This is a genomic window from Pseudomonas akapageensis (genome assembly GCF_011355085.1).
Lineage (GTDB): Bacteria > Pseudomonadota > Gammaproteobacteria > Pseudomonadales > Pseudomonadaceae > Aquipseudomonas > Aquipseudomonas akapageensis.
Genome location: NZ_VXCP01000020.1, coordinates 119,141 through 136,011 on the forward strand (window position 1 = coordinate 119,141; position 16,871 = coordinate 136,011).

The 16,871-nt window shown below is 61.1% G+C and carries 18 protein-coding genes; 6 read left to right on the top strand and 12 right to left on the bottom strand.

What is annotated here, in order from left to right; genetic code table 11:
• Positions 1–21 precede the first annotated feature (21 nt).
• From F2S13_RS15650 to F2S13_RS15660, 3 genes are all read left to right on the top strand, one after another.
• A complete protein-coding gene (locus tag F2S13_RS15650; RefSeq protein ID WP_166362331.1) occupies positions 22–1,170 on the top strand; it encodes an NAD(P)/FAD-dependent oxidoreductase in 1,149 nt (382 codons plus the stop codon).
• A 189-nt stretch (positions 1,171–1,359) separates the two neighbouring features.
• On the top strand, positions 1,360–1,635 hold the full coding sequence (locus F2S13_RS15655) for an HU family DNA-binding protein (protein WP_065758133.1): 276 nt from the start codon (positions 1,360–1,362) through the stop codon (positions 1,633–1,635).
• A gap of 209 nt (positions 1,636–1,844) precedes the next feature.
• On the top strand, positions 1,845–2,219 hold the full coding sequence (locus F2S13_RS15660) for an SCP2 sterol-binding domain-containing protein (RefSeq protein WP_166362333.1): 375 nt from the start codon (positions 1,845–1,847) through the stop codon (positions 2,217–2,219).
• 144 nt (positions 2,220–2,363) lie between these two features.
• Here F2S13_RS15660 and F2S13_RS15665 read toward each other — a convergent pair whose 3' ends face one another.
• The 6 genes from F2S13_RS15665 to exbB all read right to left on the bottom strand — a co-directional run bounded on the left by F2S13_RS15665 (position 2,364) and on the right by exbB (position 9,083).
• The gene (locus tag F2S13_RS15665; RefSeq protein ID WP_166362335.1) at positions 2,364–3,764 is read right to left on the bottom strand and encodes an aminoacyl-tRNA deacylase and HDOD domain-containing protein; all 1,401 of its coding nucleotides are present in this window, start codon (positions 3,762–3,764) and stop codon (positions 2,364–2,366) included.
• 77 nt (positions 3,765–3,841) lie between these two features.
• On the bottom strand, positions 3,842–5,917 hold the full coding sequence (recG, locus tag F2S13_RS15670; RefSeq protein WP_166362337.1) for an ATP-dependent DNA helicase RecG: 2,076 nt from the start codon (positions 5,915–5,917) through the stop codon (positions 3,842–3,844).
• Positions 5,914–6,861 carry a hydrogen peroxide-inducible genes activator gene (locus F2S13_RS15675; protein ID WP_166362339.1) on the bottom strand — a complete coding sequence of 316 codons (948 nt, stop codon included), beginning with the start codon at positions 6,859–6,861 and terminating at the stop codon, positions 5,914–5,916. Before F2S13_RS15675 ends, recG begins: the two co-directional genes overlap by 4 nt.
• An 84-nt stretch (positions 6,862–6,945) precedes the next feature.
• Positions 6,946–7,683: an energy transducer TonB gene (locus F2S13_RS15680; protein WP_166362341.1), complete on the bottom strand. Its 738-nt coding sequence runs from the start codon at positions 7,681–7,683 to the stop codon at positions 6,946–6,948.
• Positions 7,680–8,105 (bottom strand): TonB system transport protein ExbD, encoded by a 426-nt coding sequence (gene exbD, locus F2S13_RS15685; protein WP_166362343.1) that lies wholly within the window; start codon positions 8,103–8,105, stop codon positions 7,680–7,682. Before exbD ends, F2S13_RS15680 begins: the two co-directional genes overlap by 4 nt.
• A 3-nt stretch (positions 8,106–8,108) precedes the next feature.
• Positions 8,109–9,083 carry a tonB-system energizer ExbB gene (gene exbB / locus F2S13_RS15690; protein WP_166362345.1) on the bottom strand — a complete coding sequence of 325 codons (975 nt, stop codon included), beginning with the start codon at positions 9,081–9,083 and terminating at the stop codon, positions 8,109–8,111.
• A gap of 193 nt (positions 9,084–9,276) precedes the next feature.
• Here exbB and F2S13_RS15695 point away from each other — a divergent pair, with 193 nt between their 5' ends.
• Complete coding sequence (locus tag F2S13_RS15695; protein WP_166362347.1) at positions 9,277–10,134, top strand: SDR family oxidoreductase; 858 nt, start codon at positions 9,277–9,279, stop codon at positions 10,132–10,134.
• A 12-nt stretch (positions 10,135–10,146) separates the two neighbouring features.
• Here F2S13_RS15695 and F2S13_RS15700 read toward each other — a convergent pair whose 3' ends face one another.
• The 6 genes from F2S13_RS15700 to F2S13_RS15725 all read right to left on the bottom strand — a co-directional run bounded on the left by F2S13_RS15700 (position 10,147) and on the right by F2S13_RS15725 (position 15,435).
• A complete protein-coding gene (locus F2S13_RS15700) occupies positions 10,147–10,881 on the bottom strand; it encodes a hypothetical protein (protein ID WP_166362349.1) in 735 nt (244 codons plus the stop codon).
• Positions 10,882–10,943: 62 nt separating this feature from the next.
• Positions 10,944–11,324, bottom strand: coding sequence for a RidA family protein (locus tag F2S13_RS15705; RefSeq protein WP_166362351.1), 381 nt, complete (start codon positions 11,322–11,324; stop codon positions 10,944–10,946).
• Positions 11,325–11,348: 24 nt separating this feature from the next.
• On the bottom strand, positions 11,349–13,457 hold the full coding sequence (gene spoT / locus F2S13_RS15710; RefSeq protein ID WP_166362353.1) for a bifunctional GTP diphosphokinase/guanosine-3',5'-bis pyrophosphate 3'-pyrophosphohydrolase: 2,109 nt from the start codon (positions 13,455–13,457) through the stop codon (positions 11,349–11,351).
• 60 nt (positions 13,458–13,517) lie between these two features.
• Entirely contained in the window at positions 13,518–13,781 is a 264-nt protein-coding gene (gene rpoZ, locus F2S13_RS15715; RefSeq protein WP_043192179.1) for a DNA-directed RNA polymerase subunit omega, read from the bottom strand.
• 165 nt (positions 13,782–13,946) lie between these two features.
• A complete protein-coding gene (gene gmk / locus F2S13_RS15720) occupies positions 13,947–14,567 on the bottom strand; it encodes a guanylate kinase (protein ID WP_166362355.1) in 621 nt (206 codons plus the stop codon).
• Positions 14,568–14,571: 4 nt separating this feature from the next.
• Entirely contained in the window at positions 14,572–15,435 is an 864-nt protein-coding gene (locus F2S13_RS15725; protein WP_166362357.1) for a YicC/YloC family endoribonuclease, read from the bottom strand.
• 265 nt (positions 15,436–15,700) lie between these two features.
• On the opposite strand from F2S13_RS15725, the gene rph reads away from it, so the two are divergent.
• Together rph and F2S13_RS15735 are read left to right on the top strand one after the other, a co-directional pair.
• Positions 15,701–16,423 (top strand): ribonuclease PH, encoded by a 723-nt coding sequence (gene rph, locus F2S13_RS15730; protein WP_166362359.1) that lies wholly within the window; start codon positions 15,701–15,703, stop codon positions 16,421–16,423.
• A gap of 24 nt (positions 16,424–16,447) precedes the next feature.
• Complete coding sequence (locus F2S13_RS15735; RefSeq protein WP_166362361.1) at positions 16,448–16,810, top strand: DUF4870 domain-containing protein; 363 nt, start codon at positions 16,448–16,450, stop codon at positions 16,808–16,810.
• Positions 16,811–16,871 lie beyond the last annotated feature (61 nt).

Below are 16,871 nucleotides of genomic sequence, written 5' to 3' on the forward strand. Positions count from 1 at the left end.
CTTATTTCAAGGAAACAACCAATGACTGCACCTGTCGTGATCGTCGGTACGGGCCTGGCGGGGTACAACCTTGCCCGGGAATTTCGCAAGCTTGATGGCGAAACGCCGTTGCTGCTGATCACCGCGGATGATGGTCGTTCCTATTCCAAACCGATGCTGTCCACCGGCTTTGGCAAGAACAAGGATGCCGACGGCCTGAGCATGGCCGAACCTGGCGCCATGGCTGAACAGCTGAAGGCTGAAGTGCGCACCCATACACGCATCAGCGGTATAGATCCTGGACACAAACGCCTCTGGATCGGTGAAGAAGCGGTGCCTTATCGCGATCTGATCCTGGCCTGGGGCGCCGAAACCGTGCGGGTTCCGGTAGAGGGCGATGCCGGCGATGCGATTTTCCCGATCAACGATCTGGAAGACTATGCCCGCTTTCGTGCGGCGGCAGCGGGCAAGCGTCGGGTGCTGCTGCTCGGGGCCGGGCTGATCGGCTGCGAGTTCGCCAACGACCTGATCGTGGGTGGCTATGAAGTCGATCTGGTCGCGCCATGCGAGCAAGTCATGCCGACGCTGTTGCACCCAGCCGCTGCGGCAGCTGTTCAGGCGGGCCTGGAGGGGCTTGGCGCGCGTTTCCACCTGGGGCCGGTGCTCACCCATCTGCAGCGCACGGAAGACGGCCTGGAGGCGCACCTGTCCGATGGCGAACAGATAGCATGCGACCTGGTGATTTCGGCCATCGGCCTGCGCCCGCGCATCGACCTGGCTGCGGCTGCCGGCCTGGAGGTCAATCGCGGCGTAGTGGTCGATCGTCAGCTTCGGACCTCTCACGCCAATATCTATGCATTGGGTGATTGTGCAGAAGTCGATGGCCTCAATCTGCTCTACGTCATGCCGTTGATGAGCTGCGCGCGCGCGCTGGCCCAGACCCTGGCTGGAAACCTCACGACGGTTGGCTATGGACCCATGCCAATTACCGTCAAGACGCCGGTATGCCCGCTGGTGGTATCGCCACCGCCGCGCGGTATGGAAGGCATCTGGACGGTCGAAGGGCAGGGGAGCGACATCAAGGCTCTGTGCCATGATCGCGCCGGCAGCCTGCTCGGTTATGCCCTCACGGGCGCCGCTGTTATGGAAAAGCTGGCGCTGAACAAGCAGCTTCCGGCCCTTTTGGCATAAATAACGGTCTTTCTGTCGGAATCACCCTGCTTTTGCCCTGACAAAGATCCAGTTGATACTGGCGCAGCCCTTGGCGGCGTGCCATTCTCACTCCCGTCTGCCGCAGCGTAGAGCCTGCGGCGCCTTGGGCGCTGTTTCGGAAGAACAGCACGGACATAACAACAAAAAACCCGTCAAAGAGGCTTCACCATGCGTAAACCAGAACTCGCAGCCGCTATTGCTGAAAAAGCGGACCTGACAAAAGAACAGGCCAACCGTGTCCTCAACGCCGTTCTTGAGGAAATCACCAGCGCCCTGCACCGCAAAGACAGTGTGACCCTGGTCGGTTTCGGTACTTTCCTGCAGCGTCACCGCGGTGCTCGCACAGGCAAGAACCCGCAAACCGGTGAGCCAGTGAAAATCAAGGCCAGCAACACCGTGGCATTCAAGCCGGGTAAATTCCTGAAAGACAGCGTCAATCCTTGAGTACGCCGCACTCTGATGCTTCAAGGAGTGCCGCAGAAGGAAATGGGTATGCCGATGGCCTCGGCTGCCCATTTTCGGGAAACACAGGTTGACTGACTAGTCACTAAAAAGTGCCGATATCTACTCGAAGTGTAGAGATCATGTTGGCAACTGACGAGTATTACCCGCTACACTGCGCCGCCAGTCATTTTCTATACTGAGGCGTTTACATGAAGTTCCGCTTTCTTCTCTGGGCCATGGGGCTGCTGATGGCCAAGGCCAGTCGCAAGAACCCTGCTTTCCAGCAACAACTGAACGACAAGAACCTGGTGTTCCAGCTACAGACGCTGGACGGCAAGGTTGCGCGCCACTTCATCGTCAAGGACATGCGCATCAGCAGCAAGAGCGGGACGGTGCCCGATCCTGCGTTCGCCATTGCGTTCAAGGATGCAGCCTTCGGTTTCCAGACCCTGCAAGCCAGTAACAAGCAACTGGCGTTCATGCAGGGTATTCAGGACAAGACCATTCAGATCAAGGGCAATCCGGCGCTGGTGATCTGGTTCCAGGGGTTGACCAAGTACCTGAAACCCAAGAAAACGGCCTGACTTGCTTCGATGCCCTCGTTCCCACGCTCCGCGTGGGAATGCCTCCGGCGACGCGCAGCAAAGCGCTCGCGTAGGTCGACGCTGGAGCGTCTAATGCTGCATTCCCACGCGGAGCGTGGGAACGAGTGAAGCTGGAGAGGGGTATTAGTTCTGTGTGAACTGCGAAGCCAGTTCGCGCAGCAGCACTTCTGCCTCAAGCACCTTGTTGACCACATCTTCAGCCTTGGTGCGGCTCAGGCTCAGGCGCTCGAGCAGTTCGTCCGGGATACTCTCGACCGGCCCGGAACCGATACCACGGCTGCGCAGCAGGCGCACGGCCAGGCAAACCAGGCTCGGGTAGGCGGCATGTTCGCCGTCATAGCCGGGGTCGTTCTGGAAGCGCAGGGCAGTCGCCAATTCGTCAGGCATATCCCAGAACCGCATCAGCCAGGCACCGATCTGTTCACGGCTGATGCCCAGCAGGTGTTGTTCCACATAGCTGTGGCACAGGTGTGGATTGACCTCAAGGTGTCGGCATATCAACGAGAAGTGTGGCGGAAACACATGCGCCAGTACCAGATAGCCGAAGTTGTGCAGCAGCCCGGCAAGGTAAGTCAGGCCGGCTTCCGGTCGCTCGGCACGGGGCATGGCGCGGGTCAGGCCTTCGATCACTGCGGCGGTGTAGATCGATTGTTGCCAGTAGGGCGTGGTCTGTTGCGGGTGATCCTTGGGCAGGCTGAGGGTTTTGCCCAGCGCCAGGCCCAGGGCCAGGTTGATTACCAGATCGAAGCCTAGGACCCGGACGATGGCGTCTTCTACCGAACGAATCTTGCCAGGGGACGCGTAATACGGGGAGGCTGCCCAACTGACGACTTGAGCGGCCAGTGCGGGGTCGGTCTCGACCACGCCGGTGATATCGTCGATGGTGGCGTTGGGGTCGACCCGCAGCTTGATGATCTTCTGTGCGGTTTCAGCCAGTGGCGGGATCTCGATGGTTGCTTCCAGGCGTTGCTGGATACGCCGAGCGGTGAAGGCCTGGACGGCCTTGCTGATCTCTTGCTGGTCGTGATCGGGCCGGTCGAGGTTGCGCTTGATTTCGTCCAGTGATTCGCCGAAGTTCCCGGCGCTGGCCTTGGTCAGCATCTTCTTGAAATCTTCGCTGCTGATCTCCAGCAGGACACCGGGTTCGCCCGAGTTGACCAGCAAATTGTCTACACGCAGAAGCTGTTCATCGTACAGGCAAGGCGAACTGGTGAGTGCTGGCAAGCCGGGCAGAATGTCGAGGTTGTGTTTACCGAGCATGCGCTCGAGGCGATCTTGCGGAACTGCGGTGAGCGTGCGCCCGGTCAGCTCTGCAAGCCGGTTCAAATCCAGCAGCTGGTTTTGCGCAAACAGCACCATGAGCGCGCCGACCGAATCCTCGAGCAGCACCGGTTGAACCTTGCGAGCCGAGCGCAGGGCTGGCTGGTCAAGTACCTCGCGGTAGCTGACGCCCAATTTTTCGAGCAGCAATCGGATTACCGAGGGGGCGTGTGGGATTGCGGTATCCAGTGCAGCGTCAGTCATGGTCTGTATCCACAATTTTACAATCGCAGCAGTATAACCACCTTCATAACGCAGATGGATCCATCTGCGATCAGGATTTATACCTGCCCATATTGCTGTCCGTGCCGCAGCCAGCGCTCCAGCAGCGGGCTCACGTGCTCCGGCCAGCGAGCCAAAAGTGCCTGGGCAGCATCGCGAACGGCGGGCAGCAGGTCGGCGTCGCGCATCAGGTCGGCGACCTTGAATTGCAGCAGCCCGGTCTGGCGGGTGCCAAGCATCTCGCCAGGGCCGCGCAGTTCCAGGTCTTTCTCGGCGATCACGAAGCCATCGTTGGTTTCACGCATGATGCCCAGGCGCTCGCGACCGATCTGCGACAGCGGTGGGTGATACAGCAGTACGCAATGGCTCGCCGCGCTACCGCGTCCGACCCGCCCACGCAGCTGATGCAGTTGAGCAAGCCCCAGGCGCTCGGGGTTCTCGATGATCATCAGGCTGGCGTTGGGCACGTCGACGCCGACTTCGATCACGGTCGTGGCCACCAGCAACTGCAGGGCCCCTTGTTTGAATTCGGCCATGACGGCTGCTTTTTCTGCGGGCTTCATGCGGCCATGAATCAACCCGACGCGCAGTTCGCCCAGGGCGCTGGTCAACTCCTCGTAGGAAGTTTCCGCGGCCTGGCAGGTCAACTCTTCCGATTCCTCGATCAAGGTGCAGACCCAATAGGCCTGACGCCCTTCGGCGCAGGCGGCCCGAACCCGCTCGACAACCTCGATGCGCCTGCTGTCGGCCACCAGCACGGTGTTGACCGGGGTACGCCCTGGTGGCAGTTCGTCGAGGATCGAGGTATCCAGATCGGCGTAGGCACTCATGGCCAGCGTGCGCGGGATCGGCGTTGCGGTCATGATCAACTGGTGCGGGCAGAGCTGGCCGCCGACGCCTTTCTGGCGCAGCGCCAGGCGTTGCTGAACACCGAAGCGGTGCTGTTCATCGATGATCACCAGTGCCAGGTTGTTGAATTTCACTTCGTCCTGGAACAGCGCATGAGTGCCGACGACCATTTGCGCGCCCGCAGCGATCTGTTCGAGAGCGGCGACGCGATTCTTGCCCTTGAGCTTGCCGGCCAGCCAGGCGACTTCGATGCCCAGCGGCTCGAGCCAGCGTTTGAACGTCACATAGTGTTGTTCGGCGAGGATCTCGGTGGGTGCCATCATCGCGACCTGATAACCGGCCTCCAGCGCTTGCAGGGCAGCCAGGGCGGCAACCACGGTCTTGCCTGCGCCGACGTCGCCCTGGATCAGGCGCAACATGGGTTCGGGCTGGCTCAGGTCATAGGCGATCTCGTTGCCGACGCGCTGTTGGGCGCCGGTGGGCGCAAACCCCAGGTTGGCCAGATATTGTGCTGGCAATCGACTGGCCTTGGGCAGGACAGGGGCGCGCTGGGAGCGCAGGCTTTCGCGCAAGCGTTGCTGCGACAGCTGGTGGGTCAGTAGTTCTTCGAAGGCCAGACGGTGCTGTGCCCAGTGCTGACCTTCGGCGAGCTCGTCTACGTCAGCATCGGCCGGCGGGTGATGCAGGTAGCGAATGGCGTCATCGAGCGGCGCCAGGCGATAGTCGCGGGCCAGTTCTTCCGGCAGCCAGTCCGGCAGACTGCGAGGACCGAGCATGGCCAGGCTTTGTTGGCTGAGTTGGCGCAGCCGCTGCTGGGTCAAACCTTCGGTCGTGGGGTAGATCGGGGTCAGCGTCTGTTCCACTGGAATGTCTTGTTCGCCGGTCAGGGCGCGGTATTCCGGATGATAGATCTCCAGGCCCGAGGCACCGGGGCGGGCTTCACCGTAGCAGCGCAGGTGGGTGCCGCGCTTGAGACCTTCCTTTTGCGCATTGCTGAAGTGGTAGAAGCGCAGGCTCAGCACGCCGGTGCCATCGCCAAGGCGTACCAACAGGCTGCGGCGCTTGCCCATGACCACGTCGGCGCCACTGACAACGCCCTCGATCACTGCGTCCTGACCAGGGCGCAGGGCACCGATCGGTACCACACGAGTGCGGTCCTGATAGCGTAACGGCAGGTGGAACAGTACGTCCTGCAGGTTCTCCAGGCCGACCTTGGCGAGCTTCTCGGCCATGGCCTCGCCCACGCCCTTGAGTGCCGTGACCGGCACTTTCGACAACTCGGTCATGGGGTCGCTTGCTTCACAGCCGGGGGCTTCGCAGCCGGTGGCTTCGCCACCGAGCACAGGCGAATCGAGTCGGCAAGCAACTCGATGGCCTTGGGCCGTGGGAAGCTGGCGCGCCAGGCAATCGCAACGGTACGGAAAGGCACCGGCGGCGTCATGGGCCTGACTTCGATAATCCCTGGCGCGTAATGGTGGCTGTCGACTGCCGACAGCGGCAGGATTGAAATGCCCAGGCCAGAGGCGACCATATGCCGGATGGTCTCCAGCGAGCTGGACTCTACGGTCGTGTGCCGGGCGCCGTCGTTGCCCTTGTTCAGGCTTGGGCAGGCTTCCAGAACCTGGTCGCGGAAGCAGTGGCCTTCACCGAGCAGCAGCAGGCTTTTGTCATTGAGCAGCGCGGCGTCGATGCTTTCCTTTTTCGTCCAGGGGTGCTCGCTGGGCATCAACACATAGAAAGGTTCGTCGTACAGCGACAGGGTCAACACGTCCGCTTCATTGAACGGCAGGGCGATGATCACGGCATCGAGTTCACCGTTGCGCAGCTTGTCGCGCAGTACGTGGGTGAAGTTTTCTTCGATGTACAACGGCATCTGCGGGGCGACCCGGTGCAGTTGCGGAATCAGATGAGGGAACAGATAAGGGCCGACCGTGTAGATCGCGCCGACCTTGAGCGGAGCGGTGAGCTGGTTCTTGCCGGCCTGGGCCAGCTCGCGAATGCCCTGAGCCTGTTCCAGGACCTTCTGAGCCTGCGCCACGATACCCTCGCCGACCGGCGTCAGGCGCACGGCACTCTTGCTGCGCTCGAAAATCAGCACGCCGAGTTCGTCTTCCAGTTTCTTGACCCCGACCGACAGGGTCGGCTGGCTGACGTGGCAGCGTTCGGCCGCGTGGCCGAAGTGCTGTTCCTGGGCGAGGGTAACGATGTAGCGCAATTCTGTGAGAGTCATAACGTGCGTCCATGAATTTGCGGCCCCAGCATAGCGGCTGCAATCGATAGACGCACGTTATCAGCCTTGGCCGCGTGTGTCAGATCAACGTTTATCCAGCGAATAAACAAAAGGCGCGACCACTTCGAGGCTGCCATTGGTGAGCAGCTCCTTGGGTGGTGGCGGCAAAGGCTGTGCCTTGCGGATCATCTCCAGCGTTGCCCGGTCCAGCGATGCGCTGCCTGAAGCGCCGGCCAGCGAATACGACAGTACCTTGCCCTCGGCATCCACTACGAAACGCAAGCGTGCGGTCCCTTGCATGCCGCGACGACGGGCATCTTCCGGGTACTTCTTGTACTTGCTCAGGTGGCGCAGCAGATCGCTCTGCCAGGATGGCATGGCATTGCTTTGCGATGCGACGCTGGGAGCCGGTGCCGCGGATTTCTGCGCAGGCGCCGTGCTTGGCGGCGTATCGACAGTTTCTTGCGCCGGCGGCTTTTCCTGGGGTGGCTCAGGCTTTTTCTCGGGCTTGGGCGGCTGAGGCTTGGCCTTGGGCTTTTCCGGCTTGGGAATGGCGATCTTCGGCTTGGGCGCTTCGGCCAGTTTCGGCAGCGGCGGTTGTTCGACCGGTGCTGGCGGCTGGGGTGGCGTCACAACCTTGGGCGGCGGTGGCGGCGCCGGTGCAGGCATCGGCGCCATCTCCACCATCATGGCGGCCGGCGGCAGCTCGAGCACCTGCGGAACCGACCATTTCAATGCCACGATGATGGCGACGGCATGGACACCCAGCACAATTGCCAGGCTACCGCCATAACGCGTCAGCTTTTGGCGCGTCGTGATCATTGCTTGGCTGCCGTCTCAAGTCCAACCAGTCCGACCTTGAGGTAGCCGGCCGCGCGCAAGGCATTCATGACTTCCATCAGATCGCCGTAGTCCACGCCCTTGTCGGCCTGGAAGAAGATCGTGGTTTCCTTGTCGCCCTTGGTTTTGGCATCGAGCACCGGGCCCAGTTGGGCGCGCTCGACCTTCTCGTCGCCGACGTACACGTTCTGGTCTGGCTTGACGCTCAGGAAGATCGGTTTTTCCGGTCGTGGCGCAGGCTTTGCCGTCGACGCCGGCAGGTCGACCTTGATGTCGACGGTTGCCAGTGGCGCTGCCACCATGAAAATGATCAGCAGCACCAGCATGACGTCGATGAACGGCGTCACGTTGATTTCGTGGTTCTCGGCGAGATCATCGCCACCTTCATTCAGATGCAGGCCCATGGTTTACCCCACTTTCACCATGTGCGGTTGAGCGGTGCGCTCAGCCGGCTGGTGGTCGAGGTCACGGCTGACCAGCAGCAGTACTTGTGCCGAAGCATCGGAAACCTGTGCCTTGTAGCCCGCGATGGAGCGTGCAAAAACGTTGTAGATGACCACGGCAGGAATCGCGGCAACCAGGCCCAGGGCAGTAGCCAGCAGGGCTTCGGCGATGCCGGGTGCAACCACGGCGAGATTGGTGGTCTGGGTCTTGGCGATGCCGATGAAGCTGTTCATGATGCCCCATACGGTACCGAACAGGCCGACGAAGGGAGCTGTCGAACCGATGGTGGCGAGGACGCCGGTGCCGCTGCTCATGTTGCGACCGCAGGCAGCGACCAGACGCTCCAGGCGGAAGCTGACGCGTTCCTTGATGCCTTCTTTTTCGCGAGCGCTGGCTGACAGGCGCATTTCTTCCAGGGCGTCATGGACCAGCAGGTGGGCCAGGGTGCCGGACTTGTTGGCGGTTTCGCTGGCGTCCTTGAGGCTGATGGCCTTTTTCAAATGAGCGATTTCACCGCGCAGGCGACGCTTGGCGCCCAGCAACTCGAAGCCCTTGGCGATCCAGATGGTCCAGGTGATGATCGAGGCGATTGCCAGACCGATCATGACGGCCTTCACCACGACGTCGGCATTCTGGTACATACCCCAGGGAGACAGGTCATGAGCCATGCCCAGGCTGTTGTCCTCAACCACCGCTTCGGTGACGTCGCCCGCAGCGCTCTCGGTGCCGGGAGCCTGTTCTGCCGCCGGGGCCGCGGCAGTGCCAGCAGGAACAACAGCTGGTGCTACCGCCGCCGGTGTGGCTGCTGGAGCGACAGCTTCATCGGCAAAGGCCACCGGGGCCAGCACCAGGCTGAACAGCAGCGCAGCGATACCGCGCCATGCACGAGGCTGGCGAACTGGCTTGGTTGGCGAAGCGAGGGGTTGAATACGTGTCATGCTGGCCGGACCTGAGTAGTAGAAAGAGGTGGATGTCCTTCGGGACCTCCAGGTGGGGCCGAGAACAAATCGGACGTCATTATTGCAAGTAATTCTTGTTAGCAGAAGTAATACGTTTACTAAATTTTTTACAATTGCTAGCCGCCTATCGATTTCTCCGGATAGGCTGGGCCTTTATCAGTGGAGTCGCGAGATGCCTGCCCCAACCGTTTTGATTGCTGGCTGTGGTGATGTCGGCAGCCGCCTGGCCAGGAGACTGATGAGCGAGAACTGGCAGGTTTTCGGCCTGCGCAGGAATATTTCCAGGTTGCCTGAAGGGGTGCTTGGCATTGCCGGTGACTTGTTCGCGCCAGTGTGCCCTGCGACCTGGCCGAGTGGCCAGATCGACTATCTGGTCTATTGCGCTGCGGCCAGCGTCCACGATGAGGCGGGTTATCGGGCGGCTTACCTGGAGGGGCTGGCGCATGTGTTCGGCTGGCTCGGGCAGCACGCCCAATGCCCTCGACGGGTGCTGTTCGTTTCAAGCAGCAGTGTTTATGGCCAGCAGCAGGGGGAGTGGATCGATGAAACCTCGGCCACGCTGCCAAGCGGCTTTTCCGGGCGATTAATGCTTGAAGCCGAGCGCCTGGCGCTCAATAGCGGGCATGCTGCCAGCGTGGTGCGCTTGACGGGTATTTATGGGCCCGGTCGTGAATCCTTCATGAACAATGTGCGGCAAGGTTATCGGGTAGCCGTCGAACCGCCACTGTACGGCAATCGCATCCACGTCGAGGATGCCGCAGGCCTGCTGGCCTGCCTGTTGCAGGCCGATTCTCGCGGGGAGGTCCTGGACGATTGCTACATTGGCGTGGACGACGATCCCGCCGCGCTGGCCGATGTGGTTGCCTGGCTGCGCGAGCGGATGGGCGTTACCGAGTGGGCGGCCGAGGCAAGCGTGCGCCGTACCGGCAGCAAGCGTTGCAGCAATGCACGGGCCCGGGCCTTGGGCTGGGTGCCGCAGTACCCGAGCTACCAGGAAGGCTATGCGGCTATCCTCGAAGAGCGCGCTTAGCGCGCCTGGAGGCTACTGGCGTTCAAGCAGCCACTGTCGGGCGCCCGGGTGGAGCTGGGGAATGTCACCTGGCTGGGAGCGATTGATGGCCTGGAGAATTTCCAGTTGGTCGCCGTCACGCTTGAAGATCCACGGATTGCCTTGCTGGTTGCGCTCCAGCCAAAGGCTGTCGTTCTCGCCGCTCATGGAGGCGCAGTCTCCCGCCAGGCACAAGGCGTAACGGTCCAGATTCGGCAGGCCGTCGAGGCTGCCGTTGTCGCGGAAATGGACGGTAGCGCCCTGGCCTGGACCTTCGATGATTTTCCACTCGCCTCCCAGGTAGGCGCTGTACAGGGCCTGCTCGAAAGTGGTGCCGGTTCGGGCTGCGATGGGGGCTGCTGCCGAGGGCTTCTGGAAGCGTTGTTCCGGGCTCCAGGGACTGGCGGTCTGAACCAGCTTGTTGCCGTTCAGGGTCAGGGTTTCGGTCTGGTCGCCACCGAACTCGACTTGCCACTGGCCGTCGCCAGTCTTGAGGCGGCCTTCACCGAGTTCGAAGCCATTGCTGAAACTGGCCTGGGCGGCCGCGACATTGACCTTCCATTCGAGATTGGGGCCGTAGCTCTGCAAGGCCTGGCGCAGACTGACGCCCTTGGCGGCAGCATCGATGGCCTGCTGGTTGATCCAGATGCCGTTGTAGTCTTCGGGTTTGTGGCTGGCGCAGCCGCTCATGAGTGCGGCCAGCAGCGATAGGGCAAGCGCGTAGCGCATGGCGGGGGTCCTTCCGGGGGATGAAGAGGCGGCGAAGCGCGAGTGGCTTCGCCGCAGAAACGTTACTCGATGACCAGGATCGCGTCCATTTCGACCTGCGAACCACGTGGCAGGGCAGCGACGCCGATGGCGGCGCGGGCTGGGTACGGCTGCTCGAAGTACTTGCCCATGATCTCGTTGACCTTGGCGAAATGGCTCAGGTCAGTCAGGAAGATGTTCAGCTTGACGATGTCCTTGAACGAACCGCCGGCGGCTTCAGCGACGGCTTTCAGGTTTTCGAATACCTGAACGGTCTGGGCTTCGAAGCCTTCGACCAGTTCCATGGTTTTCGGGTCCAGAGGGATTTGACCGGACATGTAGACGGTATTGCCAGCCTTGATTGCCTGGGAATAGGTGCCGATGGCAGCAGGGGCCTTGTCGCTGGTGATGACGGTCTTGGTCATGAATGACTCCTTGGAAGTGGCTGACTACGCACGCATGCGAGTGATGCGGATAACCCCGGTCAGGGCGCGTAACTTTTTGATCACACGGGCCAGGTGAACACGATCGTGCACGCTGACCACCAGTTGGACCACGCTGATGCGACCATCGCGCTCGTCCATGCTGATTTTCTCGATATTGCCGTCTGCGGCATTGACGCTGCTGGCCAGCAGCGCGATCAGGCCGCGCTGGTGCTCCAGTTCGACGCGCAATTCGACGTTGAATTCGCCAGTGACGTCCTTGGCCCAGGACAGCTGGATGCATTTTTCCGGGTTGTGCCGGATTTCACTGATGTTCCGACAGTTTTCCAGGTGCACGACCATGCCCTTGCCGGCCGACAGGTGCCCGACGATCGGGTCGCCCGGGATCGGCGTGCAGCATTTGGCATAGCTGAGGACCAGGCCCTCGGTACCGCGGATGGCCAACGGGCCTTCCGGGCTGGGCAGTTGCTCGCCTTCGTTGGACAGCAGGCGCCTGGCAACCACGTAGGCCATGCGGTTACCCAGGCCGACGTCTTCGAGCAGGTCTTCGATCAACTCCAGGCGGTACTCGGCAAGCATTGCATTGATACGCTCGGCAGGAATCCTGTCCAGGGCGCTGTCGAAGCCGTTGAGGACCTTGTTCAGCAGGCGTTCGCCCAGGCTGATGGATTCGGAACGACGCTGCAGCTTCAGGGCGTGGCGGATATGCGTGCGCGCCTTGCCGGTGACCACGAAATTGAGCCACGCCGGGTTCGGTCGCGCGCCCGGGGCACTGACGATTTCGACGGTCGAGCCGCTTTGCAATGGTTCGGAGAGCGGCGCCAGGCGTCGATTGATCCGGCAGGCAATGCAACTGTTGCCGACATCGGTATGCACCGCATAGGCGAAGTCGACGGCCGTGGAGCCTTTGGGCAGCTCCATGATCCGGCCTTTGGGCGTGAAAACGTAGACCTCGTCCGGGAACAGGTCGATCTTCACGCTTTCAATGAATTCAAGGGAGTTGCCGGCACGTTGCTGCATTTCCAGCACGCCCTTGACCCACTGACGGGCGCGGGCATGGGTGCCCTTGGGCTGTTCGTCGTCGCTGGACTTGTACAGCCAGTGCGCCGCGATGCCGTTGTTGGCCATCTCTTCCATTTCGCGGGTGCGGATCTGGATTTCGATGGGCACACCGTGCATGCCGAACAAGGTGGTGTGCAGCGACTGATAGCCGTTGGCCTTGGGAATTGCGATGTAATCCTTGAAGCGCCCCGGCAGCGGCTTGTAGAGATTGTGCACGGCGCCCAGTACCCGATAGCAGGTGTCGACCTTGTCGACGATGATCCGGAACGCGTAGACGTCCATGATCTCGTTGAAGGCCCGGCGCTTGCCGCGCATCTTCTTGTAGATGCCGTAAATGTGCTTCTGGCGGCCGCTGACGTCGCCTTCGATACCGTCGACCTTCAGGCAATGGCTGAGTGACTCTTCGATCTTGTTGACGATTTCCTTGCGGTTGCCCCGGGCACGTCGGACGGCCTGGTAGATGCGTGCCGAACGCATGGGGTACATGGCCTTGAAACCCAGGTCTTCGAACTCCACGCGCACATTGTGCATGCCCAGGCGGTTGGCGATGGGCGCGTAGATTTCCAGGGTTTCCTTGGCGATGCGCCGGCGCTTTTCGCCGGAGAGCACTTCCAGGGTGCGCATGTTGTGCAGGCGGTCGGCCAGCTTGACCAGGATCACACGAATATCGCGTGCCATGGCCATGGCCATCTTCTGGAAGTTTTCAGCTTGTGCTTCGGCCTTGGTCTCGAAGTTCATCTGGGTCAGTTTGCTGACCCCGTCGACCAGTTCGGCGACGGTTTCGCCAAACTGCGCAGAGAGCGCTTCCTTGGCGATACCGGTGTCTTCGATGACGTCGTGCAGCATGGCTGCCATCAGGCTCTGATGGTCCATGTGCATGTCGGCGAGAATATTGGCCACCGCCAGCGGGTGCGTGACGTAGGCTTCGCCGCTACGACGGCGTTGGCCGTCGTGGGCTTGTTCGGCGTAGAAATACGCTCGGCGAACCAGGTTGACCTGGTCTTTGCCGAGGTAGGTCGAGAGGCGATCGGCGAGGGCGTCTATGCTCGGCAAGGCTGTTTCTCCTGCCGATGGATATGACCCTGCGCCGTACTACGTCGACCAGGCATGGACTTAGACGGCCTCGTTGGCCTCGTCCTCGAACGCCGCGAAAAGCGGTTCGTCTTCAACGATTTCGGCTTCGGCGATGGCGGCGTAGTCGATCAGGCCTTCGGCGATTTCACGCAGGGCCACAACGGTAGGCTTGTCGTTTTCCCACGCCACTTTCGGCTCTTTGCCGCCGGTAGCCAGCTGACGGGCACGCTTGGTAGAGAGCATGACCAGCTCAAAGCGGTTATCCACGTGTTCTAGACAGTCTTCAACGGTTACGCGGGCCATGGTCTTCCTCGTAGCAAATGCAATATGCGCGCAGCCCGGATGGGCGAGCGGACTCGATAGTTTAAAAAAACACCAGCGTTAAGGGAAGCGCTGATTTTGCTTCCGGCTTCCCGAGGGCTCTGCATCGCCCATTTCAGCGTATGACTACAGCTTAGAAAAACTCGTTCAGGCGAGCAACTGCTTGAGCAAACCACCAAAACGCTGCTGTTGCAGCTCTTGTTGCAGGCGATTGGCGCGGAAAATGGCCTTCAAATCTTCCAGTGCGGTGGCGAAGTCGTCGTTGATGACCAGGTAATCGTATTCCTTGTAGTGGCTCATTTCGCTGACTGCTTCGCGCATACGGCCTTCGATGATCTCGTCGCTGTCCTGGCCGCGGTTGGTCAGGCGCTGGCGCAGCGCTTGCTGGGTAGGCGGCAGGATGAAGATCGAGCGTGCCCGGGGCATCAGCTTGCGAACTTGCTCGGCGCCTTGCCAGTCGATTTCCAGGATCAGGTCGTGACCGTCGTCGAGGGTCTGTTGCAGGGTGCTTTGCGAAGTCCCGTACAGATTGCCGAATACTTCGGCCTGCTCCAGAAAATCACCGTGCTCGGTCATGCGCAGGAATTCGGCGCGCTCGACGAAGTGGTAGTTCACCCCATCGACTTCGCCCGGACGCATGGCGCGCGTGGTGTGCGAGACCGATACGCGAATGTTCGGCTGGGCGTCGATCAAGGCCTTGACCAGGCTGGTCTTGCCCGCGCCGGACGGGGCGGAAACGATAAAAAGGGTACCGGTGCTGTGGTTCATGTTCTTACTCAATGTTCTGCACTTGTTCACGCATCTGCTCGATCAACACCTTGAGGTTGACCGCAGACTGGGTGCTACGCGGATCGAAGGCTTTGGAGCCCAGGGTATTTGCTTCGCGGTTGAGCTCCTGCATCAGGAAGTCCAGGCGCCGACCGGCGGCGCCGCCGGCCTTGAGAACGCGGCGAACTTCGTTGATGTGGGTGCTCAGCCGGTCCAGTTCTTCGGCGACGTCGCTCTTTTGCGCCAGCAGGACCATTTCCTGCTCCAGGCGCTGCGGGTCCAGTTCGGCCTGCATGTCGGCAAAACGATCGAGGACTTTCTGGCGTTGGGTCGCCAGCATCTGCGGGACCATCACGCGCAGGGTGGCGACCTCGCCGGTCATGCTGTCCAGTCGTTCGTTGATCAGGCGGGCCAGTTCGGCGCCTTCGCGGTCGCGACCGTTCTTGAGTTCCTTCAGCGCCTCGTCGAACAGGACCAGGGCTTCATTATTCAGGGCCTGGGGGTCGGTAGCATCGGCCACCAATACGCCTGGCCAGGCCAGCACTTCCAGCGGGTTCAGCGCTGCGGGTTGCTTGATCAGGCTGGCAACGGTTTCTGCGGCGGCGACCAGTTGCGCGGCGCGCTCCCGATCGACCTGCAGCGGCTTGCCGGTGGTTTCTTCGGTGTAGCGCAGCGTGCATTCGACTTTTCCGCGCGACAGGCCCTGGCGCAAGGCTTCGCGCACGGCGCCTTCCAGCTCTCGCAAGGCTTCGGGCAGCCGCAGATGAGGTTCGAGGTAGCGATGATTGACCGAGCGCAACTCCCAACTGAGGGTGCCCTGGGTACCGGCCCGCTCGACGCGGGCAAAGGCGGTCATGCTGTGCACCATGGGAAGTACCTCGCAGATGAGTGAAGGGAGCCGACGGGCCATTAAGGCGCAGGATTGTAGCGCAGTGCGGCAGATGCACCCAATGAGCTGATGTTACAAACAGTCAGACAAAGCCTGAAAAAAACCGACAGGTGCCTGCACAGAGGCGGTTTGCAGCGGGGTATCCGACGGTTGGTGTGTTACTCGGTTTTTTTTAGATGTGCCCAGTCCGGCTCGCGGGCTCTATAATGCTGGCAGATTTCCGTCCCAGTACAGGTACTCCCAAATGAAACGTCCAAGTGGTCGCGTTGCCGATCAGCTCCGCTCGATCCGCATCACCCGCAACTACACCAAACACGCCGAGGGATCCGTACTGGTCGAGTTCGGCGATACCAAGGTCATTTGCACGGTCAGCGTCGAGAACGGCGTGCCTCGGTTCCTCAAGGGGCAGGGCCAGGGCTGGCTGACGGCCGAATACGGGATGCTGCCGCGCGCCACCGGCGAGCGTAACCAGCGTGAAGCCAGCCGTGGCAAGCAAGGCGGCCGCACCCTGGAGATCCAGCGTTTGATCGGTCGCTCCCTGCGTGCGGCACTGGATATGAGCAAGCTGGGCGACATCACCTTGTATGTCGACTGCGATGTCATCCAGGCCGACGGCGGCACCCGCACCGCGTCTATCACTGGCGCCATGGTCGCGCTGGTCGACGCACTGAAAGTGGTCAAGAAGCGCGGCGGCCTGAAAGCCGGCGATCCGCTCAAGCAAATGATCGCGGCTGTGTCGGTGGGTATGTACCAGGGTGTGCCAGTCCTCGATCTGGACTACCTGGAGGATTCGGCTGCCGAGACCGACCTCAACGTGGTCATGACCAGCACCGGTGGTTTCATCGAAGTGCAGGGTACCGCTGAAGGTGCGCCGTTCCAGCCTGAAGAGCTCAATGCCATGCTGGCGCTGGCCCAGAAAGGCATGAAGGACATCTTCGATCTGCAGCTCGCCACGCTGGCTGACTGATTCGACATTGCAAGGGAACGCACCATGACCGACGAACTGCTGCCCACGCCGAGCGCCGAAGCGCGCCAGTGGGCGATGTTTTGCCATCTGGCGGCATTCTGCGGTCTGGTATTCCCGTTCGGCAGTCTGCTCGGGCCGTTGATCATGTGGCAGTGGAAGCGGGATATCGACCCGTTCGTCGATGCCCAGGGCAAGGAAGCGTTGAATTTTCAGATCACGGTGGCGATCGTTTCGATGATCTGTTTCGTGCTGATGTTCGTGCTGATCGGATTCGCGCTGTTCGGCCTGGTGGTGATTGCGGCGGCAATACTGACCATCATTGCCGCGAGCAAAGCCAATGAAGGGCAGCCTTATCGATACCCGTTCACCTGGCGCCTGATCAAATAATGATCAAGTAACATGGCATCCACAAAAAAGCCGACGTTGACAGACTGTGTGAAAACCTAGC